Source organism: Streptomyces cyaneofuscatus, assembly GCF_000718135.1.
GTDB classification, from domain to species: domain Bacteria; phylum Actinomycetota; class Actinomycetes; order Streptomycetales; family Streptomycetaceae; genus Streptomyces; species Streptomyces cyaneofuscatus.
The window spans coordinates 1-16395 of sequence record NZ_JOEM01000034.1 but is presented as its reverse complement, the minus strand read 5'-3'; the positions used below and the strand labels follow the sequence as shown (position 1 = coordinate 16395).

Here is a 16395-nt window from a genome sequence, read left to right as displayed (position 1 = left end):
GCAGCAACGGCAGCGGCTGTCACCGCTCGGCCTCCGCGCCGTCACGCGCGCGCACGGCGGGCTCCACAGCCGTCGAACCACCGGAGACCCGCACCGCCGCCCCGGGAACACCGGCATCCGTCACACCGGCGGCACCGGCGTCCGTCGCACCAGAGGCACCGGCGTCCGCCGCAACGGCACCAGGAGACCCGGCCGCCTCGTTCAGCGCCTCCGCGGTCCGGCCCACGGCGGCCCGCTCGGCGGCGAGGCTCCTGCGGCGCAGGACGACGGCCTGGCGTACGTAGTCGAGACCGGTGACGACCGTCAGCACGACGGCCACCATCATCATCCAGAAGCGCAGGGTGGCCAGGGGTCCGGTGAGCACCAGGACGTACATCCCGGCCGCCGTCCCCTGCGCCAGGGTCTTCAGCTTGCCGCCTCTGCTGGCCGGGATCACCGCGTGCCGGATCACCCAGAACCGCATCAGCGTGATGCCCAGCTCACGGGCGAGGATCACCCCGGTGATCCACCACGGCAGGTCGCCCAGGACGGAGAGGGAGACCAGCGCGGCACCCATGATCGCTTTGTCGGCGATCGGGTCGGCGATCTTCCCGAAGTCCGTGACCAGGTTGTACGCCCGCGCCAGATGACCGTCGAACAGGTCGGTGATCATGGCGATGGCGAAGGCCGCCCAGGCGAAAGAGCGCCAGACCGGGTCGTACCCGCCGTTGTGGAACAGCAGCAGCACGAAGCCGGGGACGAGCAGCAGCCGCACCATGGTCAGGATGTTGGCGATGTTCCAGAGGCTGGCCTGGTTGACGGCCGCGGTGCCCAGCTTGCCGCCGCGGACCGGCTTCGCGCCGGAACCGCCTGCCGCGGATGCCGGGGCTCCCGTCATCTGGCCGCCTCCGCAAGCTCGTGGTGTTCGGCCACCAGGTCGACGCCCTCGGTGCCCACTGCCTTTGCCTCGACCATACGGCCCGGCACGAGTCCCTCGCGTGTGGTGAAGACCACCTGGCCGTCCGTTTCCGGGGCCTGGTGCGCGGCGCGGCCGATCGCGACCTCGCCGTCCTCGTCCGACTCGATGGACTCCACGAGCACCTGGAGGGTCTCGCCGACGCGCTCCTCGGCCCGCTGCGAGGTCAGCTCCTCGGCCAGCTGGGAGATGTGGGCGAGCCGCTCGGCGATGGTGTCGGCGTCGAGCTTGTTCTCGTAGCCGACGGCCTCGGTGCCCTCCTCGTCGGAGTAGCCGAAGACGCCGATGGCATCCAGGCGCGCGCCGGTGAGGAAGCGTTCCAGCTCGGCGAGGTCCGCCTCGGTCTCACCGGGGAACCCGACGATGAAGTTGGACCGGGCGCCTGCCTCGGGGGCCTTGCTCCGGATGGTGTCCAGGAGCTCCAGGAAGCGGTCGGTGTCACCGAAGCGGCGCATCGTACGCAGCACGCTCGGGGAGGAGTGCTGGAAGGAGAGGTCGAAGTACGGGGCGACCTTCGGCGTCGAGGTGAGGACGTCGATGAGACCGGGGCGCATCTCGGCGGGCTGGAGGTAGCTGACCCGGATCCGCTCGATACCGTCCACGTCGGCCAGCTCGGGCAACAGGGTCTCCAGGAGGCGGATGTCGCCGAGGTCCTTGCCGTACGAGGTGTTGTTCTCGGAGACGAGCATGACCTCCTTGACGCCCTGCTCGGCCAGCCAGCGGGTCTCCTGGAGCACGTCCGAGGGACGGCGGGAGATGAAGGAGCCGCGGAAGGAGGGGATGGCGCAGAAGGAGCAGCGGCGGTCGCAGCCGGAGGCGAGCTTCACCGAGGCGACGGGGCTGGTGCCGAGCCGGCGGCGCAGCGGGGCGCGCGGCCCGGAGACCGGAGCGACACCTTCCGGCAGGTCCGCGGGGGCCGGGGCGGGCATCTCCTGGGCGTGGCCGGGCAGCGCCACGGCGGCGTCCTGCCGCTCGGCGGGGCTGATCGGGAGCAGCTTGCGGCGGTCGCGCGGGGTGTGCGAGGCGTGGATGCCGCCGTTGAGGATGGTCTGGAGCCGGTCGGAGATGTCGGCGTAGTCGTCGAATCCGAGGACGCCGTCCGCTTCCGGCAAGGCCTCGGCGAGGTCCTTGCCGTAGCGCTCGGCCATGCAGCCGACGGCGACGACGGCCTGGGTGCGGCCGTGGTCCTTGAGATCGTTGGCTTCGAGCAGGGCGTCGACGGAGTCCTTCTTGGCGGCTTCGACGAACCCACAGGTGTTGACGACTGCGACATCCGCGTCCGAGGCGTCCTCGACGAGGTCCCAGCCGTCCGCTGCCAAGCGGCCTGCAAGCTCCTCCGAGTCCACCTCGTTACGGGCGCAGCCAAGAGTGACAAGGGCGACGGTACGGCGTTCGGGCATGGACTCAAGACTACTTCGTCCCGGCGGCCCTCCCGCCGAGCAGGGTTGCCTGCCCCTCCGCCTGTTACTCCCCGTAGCAGGCGCGCAAGGTGCGCAGAACGCCGACGGGCGCCCGGCACGAGGCCGGACGCCCGTCGAAGGGGTGGGAAGGCGCGGGGTCAGCCGGCCTCGGGGTCACCCTTGGTGTACGTGAGCCGTTCGACCTGACCCGGCTCGAAACGGTCCTGCAGCTTCTTCCCGTTCACGAAGAGCTCGATCGCCCCGGCGTTGCCGAGGACGAGGTCGATGCGCTCCTTGTCCTGGAAGGTCTTGGACTCACCTTCGAGCAGCAGCCCGTCGAAGAGCAGCCGGCCGTTGTGGTCCTTGACGGAGATCCAGCTCTTGCCCTGGCTCGCGCCGAGCTTGACCGTCACCTTGTCCCGGGGGGCGGCGGCGATGGCACTCTCGGACGGCACGGGCGCAGGGTCGGCCGGCTTGGTGGTGGTGGGTTTGGCCGCGGTCTTGTCGGGCTTGGAGCCCTCCGCGACCGTGGCGGTGTTCGAAGGCTTGTCGTCGCCACCGTTGAAGAGGGTGAAGCCGACGAAGCCGATGACGGCGACGATGGCCGCGACCATGGCCGCGGTCCAGTTGGGCCGCCGCGGTTCGGAACGGATGCGCTCCGCATCGAACAGCGGAGCCGCGGGGGTCGGTGCGGGACGGCCGCCGTGGTCTCCGTCGTAACGCTCGACCAGAGGTTCCGGGTCGATACCGACGGCACGGGCGATGTTGCGGATGTGGCCGCGTGCGTAGACGTCGCCGCCACAGCGCGAGAAGTCGTCCTCCTCGATCGCGTGCACGATGGGGATGCGCACCCGGGTGGAGCTGCTGACTTCCTCGACCGTCAGACCTGCGGCGATACGAGCCTGCTGAAGGGCACGACCGATCGAAGGCCGGTCGTCTTCGGGGGAGTTGCCGATGGACACGGGGGCGCCTTTCGAGCGTGAGCCACCTGCTGGATGTTCAGTCTAGGGGGGGTACGAAAGGGAGGGGCAACCGGGAGGGACGGCTTTGTACGCCATCGGGTTCGCCGGACGGCCCCGCGGACCGCTCCGCGGGCGGAGCGGGGACGGGACCGTGCCCCGATCGAGGACTGGGCAACCTGGAGTGGGCCGAACAGGGTGGGGGACAACGGGCTGGGCGGGAGGGAGGAACATCGTTCCCCCCTCCCTCCAACTTGACGTACGACCGCACGAAACGGTTGCCCACGAAACCTTTACGGGTGGATTACCCCTCTGGAGCGGATTCCCCTCGGATGACGGCCAACACCCCGTCGAGCTCGTCCGGTTTCACCATGACGTCGCGCGCCTTGGATCCCTCGCTGGGGCCGACGATGTTCCGGGACTCCATCAGGTCCATCAGCCGCCCCGCCTTCGCGAAGCCGACCCGCAGCTTGCGCTGGAGCATCGAGGTGGACCCGAACTGGGTGGAGACGACCAGCTCGGCGGCCTGGCAGAGCAGGTCGAGGTCGTCGCCGATGTCCTCGTCGATCTCCTTCTTCTGCTTCGTACCGACCACGACGTCGTCCCGGAAGACCGGGGCCATCTGGTCCTTGCAGTGCTGGACGACGGCCGCGACCTCGTCCTCGGTGACGAAGGCGCCCTGCATACGGGTGGGCTTGTTGGCGCCCATCGGGAGGAAGAGCCCGTCGCCCTTGCCGATGAGCTTCTCGGCACCGGGCTGGTCGAGGATGACCCGGCTGTCGGCGAGGGAGGAGGTGGCGAAGGCGAGCCGGGAGGGCACGTTCGCCTTGATCAGACCGGTCACCACGTCGACCGAGGGCCGCTGGGTGGCGAGCACCAGGTGGATCCCGGCGGCGCGGGCCAGCTGGGTGATGCGGACGATGGAGTCCTCGACGTCGCGTGGGGCGACCATCATCAGGTCGGCCAGCTCGTCGACGATCACCAGGAGGTACGGGTACGGGGACAGCTCCCGCTCGCTGCCCTCGGGCGTCTTGCACTTGCCGGTGCGCACGGCGTGGTTGAAGTCGTCGATGTGCCGGTAGCCGAAGGCGGCGAGGTCGTCGTAGCGCAGGTCCATCTCCCGCACGACCCACTGGAGCGCCTCGGCGGCCTTCTTGGGGTTGGTGATGATCGGGGTGATCAGGTGCGGAATGCCCTCGTACGCGGTGAGCTCGACGCGCTTGGGGTCGACGAGGACCATCCGGACGTCCTCGGGGGTGGCCCGCACCATGACCGAGGTGATCAGGCAGTTGATGCAGGAGGACTTACCCGATCCGGTGGCGCCGGCGACCAGGACGTGCGGCATCTTCGCCAGGTTGGCCATCTCGTAGCCGCCCTCGACGTTCTTGCCGAGCGCCACGAGCATGGGGTGGTCGTCCTCGGCCGCGTCCGCGAGGCGCAGCACGTCACCGAGGTTGACCATCTCCCGGTCGGAGTTGGGGATCTCGATGCCGACGGCCGACTTCCCCGGGATCGGCGAGATGATCCGCACGTCCGGACTGGCGACGGCGTACGCGATGTTCTTGGCGAGCGCCGTGATCTTCTCGACCTTCACGGCCGGGCCGAGCTCGATCTCGTACCGGGTGACCGTCGGGCCCCGGGTGAAGCCGGTGACGACGGCGTCGACCTTGAACTCGGTGAACACGTTGGTCAGCGAGGCGACGACGGCGTCGTTGGCGGCGCTGCGGGTCTTGCCGGGCCCGCCGCGCTCCAGCAGGTCGAGCGAGGGCAGCGAGTACGTGATGTCGCCGGAGAGCTGGAGCTGCTCGGCGCGGGCGGGCAGGTCCCCCGTCCGCTCGGGAGCGGGCTTGGTCAGATCCGGTACGCCACCGGGGTCGACGGGCCCGGAAGCGGCAGCCCCCGCCTTGCCCGCGTTCCCCCGGTCCTTGCCCGCGCCGCCGTGCTGTCCGGCCTCCCGGGCTCCGGGCACGGGCGTCGAGCCGGTACGGTCCCGGTCCCGGTCCACCGAGACGCCCTGGGTCAGGTCGGCGACGACCGGCGAGGGCGAAATGCCGTTGAGTACGGCCCCGTCGAGTGCGGCGGCCGCGGCCGCCGCGACGTCCACCGCGTCCATGGTCCGGTTCATCGCGGGCTGAGCGGCGGGCCGGCGGGGCCGCCTGCGCTTGGTGAGCGCCTCGGCCTCGGCATGGTCGTGGTCGTAGACGGCGTCGTCGGCGTCAGGGGCCTGCCGGCGCCCGGAGCCGCGCCGCGTCCCGGCGGGCAGCGCCTCGCGCCACTGCTCGTCGTACCGCTCGTCGTCGTCCTCGTACACCTCGCCGGGCTCGTACGCGGGTTCCACGATGCCGAGGCGGACGCCGAGCTGCCGCAGCCGGCGCGGGATGGCGTTGACCGGGGTCGCGGTGACGACGAGCAGGCCGAAGACGGTGAGCAGCACCAGCAGCGGTACGGCGAGGACCTCGCCCATCATGAAGATCAGCGGCTTCGACGCGGCCCAGCCCACCAGCCCGCCCGCGTCCTGCATCGCCTCCGTGCCGTCCTCGCGGCCCGGCGAGCCGCAGGCGATGTGGACCTGGCCGAGGACGCCGACGACGAGGGCGGAGAGCCCGATGACGATCCGGCCGTTGGCGTCGGGCCGCTCCGGATACAGGATCAGCCGTACGGCCATGGCGCCGAGCAGTATCGGCGCGAGCAGATCGAGGCGGCCGAACGCCCCGGTCACCAGCATCTCCACCAGGTCGCCGACCGGCCCCTGGAGATTGGACCAGGTGCCCGCGGCCACGATCAGCGCGAGGCCGAGAAGCAGGAGGGCGAGGCCGTCCTTGCGGTGGGCGGGGTCAAGTCCCTTCGCACCGCGCCCTATGGAGCGGAACACCGCGCCGACGCCGTGGGCCGTGCCGAGCCAGATGGCGCGCACCAGCCGGTAGATGCCGTTGGTGGGGGACGGTGCGGGTTTCGGCGCGGGCCTCTTGGCCGCCACCTTCTTCGCCGGCGCCCTCTTCGCGGGCGCGGTCGACTTCTTGGGGGCGGTCTTCCTGGCGGGCGCGGCTTTCTTCGCCGGCCCCGGTGTACGGCCGACGCGCTTCGCGGTGCCCGCCGTGCCCTGGGAACCCTTGCCGGACGTACGTGAGGCCATGGTGCCGAGGTTACCGGTGTCGACGCCCGTGAACACGTTCGCCTACCGGTTCACCCGACCGTGTCGCCTCCGGACGGCCGGGAACTGACGCGCCCTCATGGCGAGGAGCGCCCCGGGCCCGGTCCGATCCACCCTGATCGGCCGATCCCTACGGAAAGCCCTGGTCTGACGGGAAAGCCCTGGTTCTGACGGGCGGAAGGCCCTACTGCTGAGCGGGCAGGATTCCGGCGCCGCCGCCCGTGCCCGGCTCCAGCGCGTCGAGCGCGCGGCGCAGGCCGGTCAGCTTGCGTTCGAGATGGGCCGCCGTGGCGACGGCCGCGGCATCGGCGGACTCGTCGTCGAGCTGCTTGGAGAGGGCTTCCGCCTGCTCCTCGACCGCCGCGAGCCGCGCGGAGAGTTCGGCCAGCAGACCGGCCGGCTCCTTCTCGTGCTCGCCGCCCGCGTGGCCGTCGCCCTCCAGCTGGAGTCGCAGGAGCGCGGCCTGCTCGCGGAGCTTGCAGTTCTTCATGTACAGCTCGACGAAGACCGAGACCTTCGCCCGCAGCACCCACGGGTCGAACGGCTTGGAGATGTAGTCCACCGCGCCGGCCGCATATCCGCGGAAGGTGTGGTGCGGACCGTGGTTGATCGCGGTGAGGAAGATGATCGGGATGTCCCGCGTCCGCTCCCGCCGCTTGATGTGGGCGGCGGTCTCGAAACCGTCCATGCCCGGCATCTGGACGTCCAGCAGAATGACCGCGAAGTCGTCCGTGAGCAGCGCTTTGAGCGCCTCCTCCCCTGACGATGCCCGGACCAGTGTCTGATCGAGCGCAGAGAGGATGGCCTCCAGCGCCAGCAGATTCTCCGGCCGGTCATCGACCAGGAGGATCTTGGCCTTCTGCACCATGGCCCGTCCTCCTCGCCCCGGAAATGCACCGGGTGCCGCCCCAGGGGACGACTCCCTTACGCCGTCCGTCCTTGTGCCGGTCATGGTAGCCGCACCCCGCCCGTCACCACACCCTGTCACCGCGATGTCACTGTGCACATACCGCAAACGCGGTGGGAGACCAGAAGGTTCCCCGGATACAGGGCGTTCACACCCGTTCGCGCACAGCCGATCAGCAACTCACGCCGATTCGCTCAGTATCCCATCACTCTCCGTGCATCCACTGCTCCATCACCGCCAGCAGGTGATCAGGATCGACCGGCTTCGTCACATAGTCGGAAGCCCCGCAGTCGATCGCCTTCTCCCGGTCGCCCTTCATCGCCTTCGCGGTGAGCGCGACGATCGGCAGCCCGGCGAACTGCGGCATCCGCCGGATCGCGGTCGTGGTCGCGTACCCGTCCATCTCGGGCATCATGATGTCCATCAGCACGACCGTCACATCGTCGTGCTGCTCCAGGACTTCGATCCCCTCGCGGCCGTTCTCCGCGTACAGCACGGCGAGACCGTGCTGCTCCAGCACGCTGGTGAGCGCGAAGACGTTACGGATGTCGTCGTCGACGATGAGCACCTTCTCGCCGCGGAACCGGAACGTCCGTCGGGGCGCCGGAGCCTCCTCCGTACCGGCCGGGCTCCCCTGCACCCACTCCTCCTGCGGCGCGCTCTCGCCGGCCGGCCGCCCGGCGGGCAGTGCGGGCCGTCGGGCCGCGTCCCCGAGGGCCTTGCGCCGCCGCCGGAAGACCCCGGCGGAGTTGGCCGGGTCCCCCAGCGGGGCCGAGTCGCCGTTGGGCGACCCCTGCCCGTTCTCGGACCCGCCGCCCAGCCCCTCGGAAGAACCGGAACCCACCTGCGGGTAGCCCTGGGGCGGCAGTTCGGCGCGGTGCAGCGGCAGGTACAGCGTGAAGGTGGAGCCCCGGCCCGGCTCGCTCGCCGCGTGGATCTCGCCGCCGAGCAGCCGCGCGATCTCCCGGCTGATGGAGAGCCCGAGACCGGTACCGCCGTACTTGCGGCTCGTCGTACCGTCCGCCTGCTTGAACGCCTCGAAGATCACCAGCATCTTGCTGGACGCGATCCCGATCCCGGTGTCGGTGACCGAGAAGGCGATCAGATCGGCATCCGCGTCCCGCAGCGACCCCGCCTCCAGCAGGTGCTCCCGGATCGCGTTCGGCACATCGGCGCCGGCCGGCCGGATCACCAGCTCCACCGCCCCACTGTCGGTGAACTTCACCGCGTTCGACAGCAGGTTGCGCAGCACCTGGAGGAGCCGCTGCTCGTCGGTGTGCAGCGTCGCGGGAAGCTCCGGCGACACCCGTACGGAGAAGTCGAGGCCCTTCTCCGCGGTGAGCGGGCGGAAGGTCGCCTCCACGTAGTCGACCAGCTGGACCAGCGCGATCCGGGTCGGGCTGACGTCCATCTTGCCCGCCTCGACCTTCGACAGGTCCAGGATGTCGTTGATCAGCTGGAGCAGGTCGGAACCGGCCCCGTGGATCGTCTCGGCGAACTCGACCTGCTTGGGCGACAGGTTGCCCTCGGCGTTGTCCGCCAGCAGCTTGGCGAGGATCAGCAGCGAGTTGAGCGGCGTGCGCAGCTCGTGCGACATGTTCGCCAGGAACTCGGACTTGTAGCGCATCGAGACCGCGAGCTGCTCGGCGCGCTCCTCCAGGACCTGCCGCGCCTCCTCGATCTCGGTGTTCTTGACCTCGATGTCGCGGTTCTGCTGGGCCAGCAGCTCGGCCTTCTCCTCCAGTTCGGCGTTGGACGCCTGGAGGGCCTTCTGCCGGTTCTCCAACTCCTGCGAGCGGTCCCGCAGTTGCTCGGTCAGCTCCTGGGACTGCTCAAGAAGCTTCTCCGTCTTGGTGTTGACGCTGATCGTGTTGACGCTCGTCGCGATCATCTCGGCGAGCTGGTTGAGGAAGTCCCGCTGGATGTGCGTGAACGGCTGGAACGAGGCCAGTTCGATCACACCGAGCACCTTGCCCTCGAAGAGCACCGGCAGCACGATCACATGCGCGGGCGGCGCCTCGCCGAGCCCGGAGGAGATCTTCAGATACCCCGGCGGAACGTTGTCGACCTGGATCGTCCGCTTCTCCTCGGCCGCCGTTCCGATGAGCGTCTCACCGGGACGGAACGAGGTCGGCATCGACCCCGCGGAGTAGCCGTAACTCCCCCGCATCCGCAGCTCGTACGCGTTGTCGTCGGCGTGGTCCGGACCCACTTCGTCCGAGTCGCCCGGCGACATGGCCAGGAAGAACGCGCCGTGCTGCGCCGAGACCACCGGCGTCAGCTCGCTCATGATCAGCGAGGCCACGTCGTCCAGATCGCGGCGGCCCTGCATCAGACCGGAGATCCGGGCCAGGTTGCCCTTCAGCCAGTCCTGCTCCTTGTTGGCGAGGGTGGTGTCGCGCAGGTTGGCGATCATCGTGTTGATGTTGTCCTGGAGGACCTGGATCTCGCCGGCCGCGTCCACGTCGATCTTCAGATTCAGATCGCCGCGGGTCACCGCGGTGGCGACGGCCGCGATGGCGCGCACCTGACGGGTCAGGTTCCCGGCCATCTCGTTCACCGACTCGGTGAGGTCGCGCCAGGTGCCGTCCACGTCGCGCACCCGCGCCTGACCGCCCAGCTGCCCTTCCGTGCCCACCTCGCGGGCGACCCGGGTCACCTGGTCGGCGAACGAGGAGAGCTGGTCGACCATCGTGTTGATGGTGTTCTTCAGCTCCAGGATCTCGCCCCGGGCGTCGATGTCGATCTTCTTCGTCAGGTCGCCTTTGGCGATGGCCGTGGTGACCGTGGCGATCTGCCGCACCTGGCCGGTCAGGTTGGAGGCCATCGAGTTCACGGACTCGGTGAGGTCCTTCCACGTACCGGAGACTCCCGGCACCCGTGCCTGGCCGCCCAGCTCACCTTCCGTACCCACCTCACGGGCCACACGCGTGACCTCGTCGGCGAAAGAAGACAGCGTCGTCACCATGGTGTTGACGGTGTCGGCCAGCTCGGCGACCTCGCCGCGCGCCTCCACGGTGACCTTCTTCGTCAGGTCGCCGTTGGCGACCGCGGAGGAGACCCGGGAGATGTTCCGCACCTGGCTGGTCAGGTTGTTGGCCATCAGGTTGACGTTGTCGCTGAGGTCCTTCCAGATGCCGGTCGCCCCGCGCACCCGCGCCTGGCCGCCGAGGATGCCCTCGGTACCCACCTCGCGGGCCACCCTGGTCACCTCGTCGGCGAAGTTGAGCAGCTGGTCGACCATCGTGTTGACGGTCGTGACCAGTTCGAGGATCTCGCCCTTGGCATCGACGGTGATCTTCTTGGAGAGATCGCCCTTGGCGACCGCGGTGGTGACCTCGGCGATGTTGCGGACCTGGAGGGTCAGGTTGTTCGCCATGCCGTTGACGGACTGGGTGAGGTCCTTCCACGTACCGGAGACGCCCTGCACCTCGGCCTGTCCGCCGAGGATGCCCTCCGTACCCACCTCGCGGGCGACCCGCGTGACCTGCTCGGCGAAGTTGGAGAGCTGGTCCACCATCGTGTTGAGGGTGTTCTTGAGCTCCAGGATCTCGCCGCGCGCGTCCACGTCGATCTTCTGCGACAGGTCACCGCGCGCGACCGCCGTGGCGACCTGCGCGATGTTACGGACCTGGGCGGTGAGGTTCCCCGCCATGCCGTTCACCGAGTCGGTGAGATCGCGCCATACTCCGGCCACACCGGGCACCTGCGCCTGACCGCCGAGCCGGCCGTCCGTGCCCACCTCGCGGGCGACGCGGGTCACCTGGTCGGCGAAGGCGGAGAGCTGGTCGACCATCGTGTTGATCGTGTTCTTGAGCTCCAGGATCTCGCCCCGGGCGTCCACGTCGATCTTCTGCGACAGGTCGCCCCGCGCCACCGCCGTCGTCACCTGGGCGATCTGCCGCACCTGGGAGGTGAGGTTCCCGGCCATGAAGTTGACGGAGTCCGTGAGCTCCTTCCACGTACCCGAGACGCCGTCCACCCGCGCCTGACCGCCGAGGCGGCCCTCGGTGCCCACGTCCCGGGCCATCCGCGTCACCTGGTCGGCGAAGCTGGACAGCTGCGCCACCATCGTGTTGACGGTGTTCTTCAGCTCCAGCATCTCCCCGGCCACGTCCACGGTGACCTTCTGGGAGAGGTCACCGTTGGCGACCGCCGTGGTGACCTGCGCGATGTCCCGGACCTGACCGGTCAGGTTGCGGAAGGCGGTGTTCACCGAGTCGGTGAGGTCCTTCCACGTCCCGGCCGCGCCCGGCACCTCGGCCTGGCCGCCGAGCCGGCCCTCGACGCCGACCTCCCGGGCCACACGGGTCACCTCGGAACCGAACGACTGGAGCTGGTCCACCATCGTGTTGACGGTGTTCTTCAGCTCCAGCATCTCCCCGGCCACGTCGACCGTGACCTTCTGCGACATGTCACCGCTGGCCACCGCAGTCGTCACCTGCGCGATGTCTCGCACCTGTGTGGTCAGGTTCCGGAAGACCGTGTTCACCGAATCGGTGAGGTCCTTCCACGTCCCCGCGGCGCCCGGCACCTGCGCCTGGCCGCCGAGGAGCCCCTCGCCACCGACCTCGCTCGCCACACGTGTCACTTCGTCGGCGAAGGTGCGCAGCGTCTCGGTCATCTGGTTGATCGTCTCGGCGAGCTGGGCGACCTCGCCGCGCGCGCTCACCGTGACCTTCTGCGTCAGGTCACCACTGGCGACCGCCGTCGTCACCTCGGCGATGCCACGCACCTGGGAGGTGAGGTTGCCCGCCATCGTGTTGACGGAGTCGGTGAGGTCCTTCCAGACCCCGGCCACGCCCGGCACGGTCGCCTGACCACCCAGCTCGCCCTCCGTACCCACCTCACGGGCGACGCGCGTCACCTCGGAGGAGAACGAGGACAGCTGGTCGACCATCGTGTTGACGGTGTTCTTCAGCTGGAGCATCTCGCCGGCCACATGGACGGTGACCTTCCGCGACAGATCACCCTTGGCGACCGCCGTCGTCACCAGCGCGATGTCGCGGACCTGGGCGGTGAGGCGGTACGCCATGGTGTTGACGGAGTCCGTCAGGTCCTTCCAGGACCCGGACATCCCGCGCACCTGCGCCTGGCCCCCGAGCTTGCCCTCGGTACCCACCTCGACGGCGACCCGGGTCACCTGCTCGGTGAAGACCGACAGCTGGTCGACGAGGTTGTTGACCGTACGGGCGACCTTCAGGAACTCGCCGCGCAGCGGCCGTACCGTCTCGTCCGTCGTGTGCGACCGCAGCTCCATCCGCTGCTCCAGGTCACCGTCGGCGACCGCCGACAGCACCCGGCCCACCTCGGAGACCGGTCGCGCGAGATCGTCGACGAGCTCGTTGGAGGCGTCGATCGCGGCGGCCCAGGAGCCCTCGCAGGCCCCCGTCTCCAGCCGCTCGGTCAGCTTGCCCTCACGCCCGACCACCCGCCGTACCCGCGCCAGCTCACCCGTGAGGTGGAGATTGCGGTCGGCGACCTCGTTGAAGACCGCCGCGATCTCCGTCATCACGCCGTCGCCGGAGACGGTGAGCCGCCTGCGGAAATTGCCGTCGCGCATCGCGACGAGTCCCGCCAGCAGTCTGTTCAGAGCTGCCGCGTCGACCTCGACGGTGCCATTGCGCTGCTTTTTCACGGACTGCCCGCCTTTTGTACGCGTTTCTGAACCCCGCGCCGCCACGCCAGACTCCACCGTGTCCCTCCCGCAGGGGTTGACCGTTTCGCTCGGGCCTATCCGGAAGCTTGCCCAGCTCCACTGTGGACCACCGCCACAGCACACCGTCAACGGGTGGCCGGGCGGACGTCAAATCGTTGCAACGTACCAGGCCGGAACAGGTCGGCGGGCAACCTCCCCCGCTTGCACCCCGTCACTCCTACCGGAAGACATACTCGTGCGCCCGCGCACAACTCCTGCGGCGTCCTGTCCCGATCTCGGCCCTCGTGTACCCGGCACCCTTGAGATACGTCTAGCCTGGCAAGCGAATCGAAGCGGCGAGAAACGGGCACAGGACTCGGGGAAGCGACGAGACACCAATATGGGGAGTGCTGTGATCACCGCGCGCGCGGCCGCCACCTTCGAACCGGTCGGGCGCTCGGTCGCGACCGCCCGCGCCTTTGTCCGGGACACCCTCCAGGGGTGGGGATACAACGATGTCGTCGACGACGCCGTCGTCCTCACCAGCGAGCTCGTCACCAACGCCGTGGTCCACGCGGGGACGGCGGCCGACGTCCTCTGCCTCCGCACCGAGGACGGCGTACGCGTCGAGGTCGCCGACCACTATCCGGAGCGTGAGGTCCCGCTCCAGAGCAACGGACTCGACTTCGGCTCCCCGGACCGCGAGAACGGCCGGGGCCTGCTCCTCTGCGCCGCCCTGGCCTCCCGCTGGGGCGTCGAGTACACCCCCACCCGCAAACATGTCTGGTTTCAGCTGGACCTCCCCGAGCGCCCGGTCGGCATCCGCTCCGCCGGACCGCTCCTGCCCACCGCGCTGCTGCCCGTGGCGGACCAGCGCGTACGGGTCGCGGTCGTCCAGATCGACCACTCCGGCTCGATCGCCGCGTGGAACGACGACGCGGCCTTCCTCTTCGGGCACGGGGCGGACGAGGTCGCCGGCAAGCAGCTCACCGACTTCGTGGCCTGGCCGCACACCCCCGGCACCAACACCGGCATCGCGGACGCGCTCCGGCTCTCCCGCTGGGAGGGCAGCTACGGGATCCGCTGCGCCGACGGCCGCGTCACCCCCGTCTACGCCTCGCACCTGCGGGTCCGCGACACCGACGGCGAACCGTCCACGGTCTGCCTCCTCGTCCGCGACTACGAACGCGCCGTCCTCCAGTCCCCGGTCCGCGCCCCGGTCTCCGACTCCTCGTCCGAGAACCGCTCCGCGGACCCGTTCGAGGTCTTCATCGGCTCCCCCGCCCCCGACGACCTGGACGGCCTGCTCCAGCGCACGGTGGAGCGCGCCCGCGACATGCTCGACGCCGACGCGGCGTTCCTCCTCCTCGCCACCGACGACGAGACGGAGCTGGAGGTCCGCGCCACGACGGGCCTCCCCTCGGCCCGTCAGCGCTTCGCGAGAGTCCCCGTCGAAGCCGGAACAGGCCGGTACGGCTCCGCCCGGATGCCGGCGGTCCACGAGGACCTGACCGCCGTCCCCGGCGCCGTTCCGCTCCTCACCGACACCGGGATGCGCTCGGTCGTCACGGTCCCGCTCAAGGTCGAGGGCCGCCTCACGGGCTCCCTGGGCGTCGCGGCCGAGGCCCGCGGCCGCTACTCGAACGAGGAGGCCCTGCGCCTCCAGTTCGCCGCCGACCGCATCGCCCTGGCGGTGGAGTCCGCGCGCCTCGGCGAGCTGGAACGGCTGCGCCGCGGCTCCCTCTCCTTCCTGGTGGAGGCCTCCGACCTGCTGGCCGGCACACTCGACCGCGACCAGACGCTGGCGCTGATGGCCCAGATGACGGTCCCGACCCTGGCCACCTGGTGCGCGGTCTACACGATCGCGGACCAGTCCTCGGACCCGTACCTCTCGTACGTGCTCCACGAGGACGAGGACCTCATCGACGGCCTCAAGACCCTGCTCTCCAAGATCGCCCCGCCCGACCCGGTCCCGACGCCGGGCGCCCGCATCTGGGCCGCCCCGTCCGAGGCCGGTCACCGCGCGGCGCTGTCCACCTCCAGTCGCAGCCTGGCCCACGACGCACCGCTGAGCATGTCCACGGCCACCCGCACCATCCTCGCCACGGCCCAGGCCGTCGGCGGCGAGACGGTGGTCCTGCCGCTGGTCGCCCGCAACCGCGTGATCGGCATGCTGACGCTCGGGAAGCCCTCGGACGACCACTTCCGCCAGGAGATCCTGGAACTGGCCGAGGATCTCTCCCGCAGGGCCGCCCTGGCCCTGGACAACGCCCGCCTGTACTCGGAGCGCATGGCGATCAGCCAGTCCCTCCAGCGCAGCCTGCTGCCCCCGGGCCTCCCCGATGTCCCGAACGTCGAGATCGAGGTCATCTACCGTGCCGCGGGCGAGGGCAACGAGGTCGGCGGCGACTTCTACGACGTCTTCCCGATCCACGACGGTGCGTACGGCTTCGCCATCGGCGACGTCTGCGGTACGGGCCCGGAGGCGGCGGCCGTCACGGGCCTGGCTCGCCACGCTCTGCGCCTGCTCGCCAAGGAGGGCTTCCCCGGCCCGGCGGTCCTGGAGCGCCTCAACGCGGCGATCCTCGACGAGGGCGCCCGCAGCCGCTTCCTCACGCTCCTGTACGGCGAGCTGTGGCCCCAGGAGGACGGCAGCGCCCTCCTGAAGGTGGTCTGCGCCGGCCACCCGCTGCCGCTGCGCCTGCGCCAGGACGGCTCCGTGGAGTCCGCGGCCGAACCGCAGCCCCTGCTCGGCGTCCTGGAGGACCTGGAGCTGTACGAGCAGGAGGTCACCCTGAACCCGGGCGACGTCCTCCTCTGTGTCACCGACGGCGTCACCGAGCGCCGCGAGGGTACCCGCATGCTCGGCGACGACGGCCTCGCGGACGTCCTCTCGACCTGTACGGGCCTGACGGCCGGAGCGGTCGCCGCACGCATCCTGCGAGCCGTGGAACGCTTCGCCGCGGAGCCCGCCTCGGACGACATGGCGATCCTGGCCATGCGCGTCCCGGAGCCGCCCCGCGCCTGATGTAAGGCCACCAACGCGAAAGGCCCCCGCCAGTGGCGGGGGCCTTTCGCATTCTCTCTGATTCTCTCTGAGCCCCAATGCGGAATCGAACCGCAGACCTTCTCCTTACCATGGAGACGCTCTACCGACTGAGCTATTGGGGCCTCGCTGCGCTGTGGCAACAAGGTAAACCATACACGGGATCCGGGGATGTTCATAATCGCGGCCGGCGCGACTTTTGCGGGCTTGCGGGCACTGCCGTCGGCCGGGAGGGAAGGGTCCGGTCGCCTGGGCCCGGAACGCAGAAAAGCCCCGCACCATACGGTGCGGGGCTTTCCCGGAAAAATTGTTCGGCGGCGTCCTACTCTCCCACAGGGT

7 protein-coding genes and 1 tRNA gene are annotated in these 16395 nt (G+C 69.9%); 1 reads left to right on the top strand and 7 read right to left on the bottom strand.

From position 1 onward, the window contains the following. Window positions 1-19: 19 nt before the first annotated feature. The 6 genes from pgsA to IF17_RS0134415 all read right to left on the bottom strand — a co-directional run bounded on the left by pgsA (window position 20) and on the right by IF17_RS0134415 (window position 13010). Complete coding sequence (gene pgsA / locus IF17_RS0134440) at window positions 20-877, bottom strand: CDP-diacylglycerol--glycerol-3-phosphate 3-phosphatidyltransferase (protein ID WP_030574895.1); 858 nt, start codon at window positions 875-877, stop codon at window positions 20-22. Continuing rightward, window positions 874-2355, bottom strand: a complete 1482-nt coding sequence (gene rimO / locus IF17_RS0134435; RefSeq protein ID WP_030574893.1) for a 30S ribosomal protein S12 methylthiotransferase RimO — start codon at window positions 2353-2355, stop codon at window positions 874-876. The genes pgsA and rimO overlap by 4 nt, the downstream gene beginning before the upstream one ends. 158 nt (window positions 2356-2513) lie before the next feature. Then, the gene (locus tag IF17_RS0134430; RefSeq protein ID WP_030574890.1) at window positions 2514-3317 is read right to left on the bottom strand and encodes a helix-turn-helix domain-containing protein; all 804 of its coding nucleotides are present in this window, start codon (window positions 3315-3317) and stop codon (window positions 2514-2516) included. Window positions 3318-3618: 301 nt separating this feature from the next. Next, window positions 3619-6447, bottom strand: a complete 2829-nt coding sequence (locus IF17_RS0134425; RefSeq protein WP_030574888.1) for a DNA translocase FtsK — start codon at window positions 6445-6447, stop codon at window positions 3619-3621. 202 nt (window positions 6448-6649) lie between these two features. Further along, window positions 6650-7333, bottom strand: coding sequence for a response regulator (locus IF17_RS0134420; RefSeq protein WP_030574886.1), 684 nt, complete (start codon window positions 7331-7333; stop codon window positions 6650-6652). 244 nt (window positions 7334-7577) lie between these two features. Further along, entirely contained in the window at window positions 7578-13010 is a 5433-nt protein-coding gene (locus IF17_RS0134415; RefSeq protein WP_030574882.1) for a HAMP domain-containing protein, read from the bottom strand. 400 nt (window positions 13011-13410) lie between these two features. Here IF17_RS0134415 and IF17_RS0134410 point away from each other — a divergent pair, with 400 nt between their 5' ends. Then, complete coding sequence (locus IF17_RS0134410) at window positions 13411-16038, top strand: SpoIIE family protein phosphatase (RefSeq protein WP_030574880.1); 2628 nt, start codon at window positions 13411-13413, stop codon at window positions 16036-16038. A 70-nt stretch (window positions 16039-16108) separates the two neighbouring features. On the opposite strand, the gene IF17_RS0134405 is transcribed toward IF17_RS0134410, so the two are convergent. Then, window positions 16109-16181, bottom strand: a tRNA-Thr gene (locus IF17_RS0134405). Window positions 16182-16395: the final 214 nt, after the last annotated feature.

Coding starts and splice junctions, on each gene's coding strand:
- IF17_RS0134420 (WP_030574886.1), bottom strand. CDS start 7,333: ATGGTGCAGAAGGCCAAGATCCTCCTGGTCGATGACCGGCCGGAGAAT.
- rimO (WP_030574893.1), bottom strand. CDS start 2,355: ATGCCCGAACGCCGTACCGTCGCCCTTGTCACTCTTGGCTGCGCCCGT.
- IF17_RS0134425 (WP_030574888.1), bottom strand. CDS start 6,447: ATGGCCTCACGTACGTCCGGCAAGGGTTCCCAGGGCACGGCGGGCACC.
- IF17_RS0134410 (WP_030574880.1), top strand. CDS start 13,411: ATGGGGAGTGCTGTGATCACCGCGCGCGCGGCCGCCACCTTCGAACCG.
- pgsA (WP_030574895.1), bottom strand. CDS start 877: ATGACGGGAGCCCCGGCATCCGCGGCAGGCGGTTCCGGCGCGAAGCCG.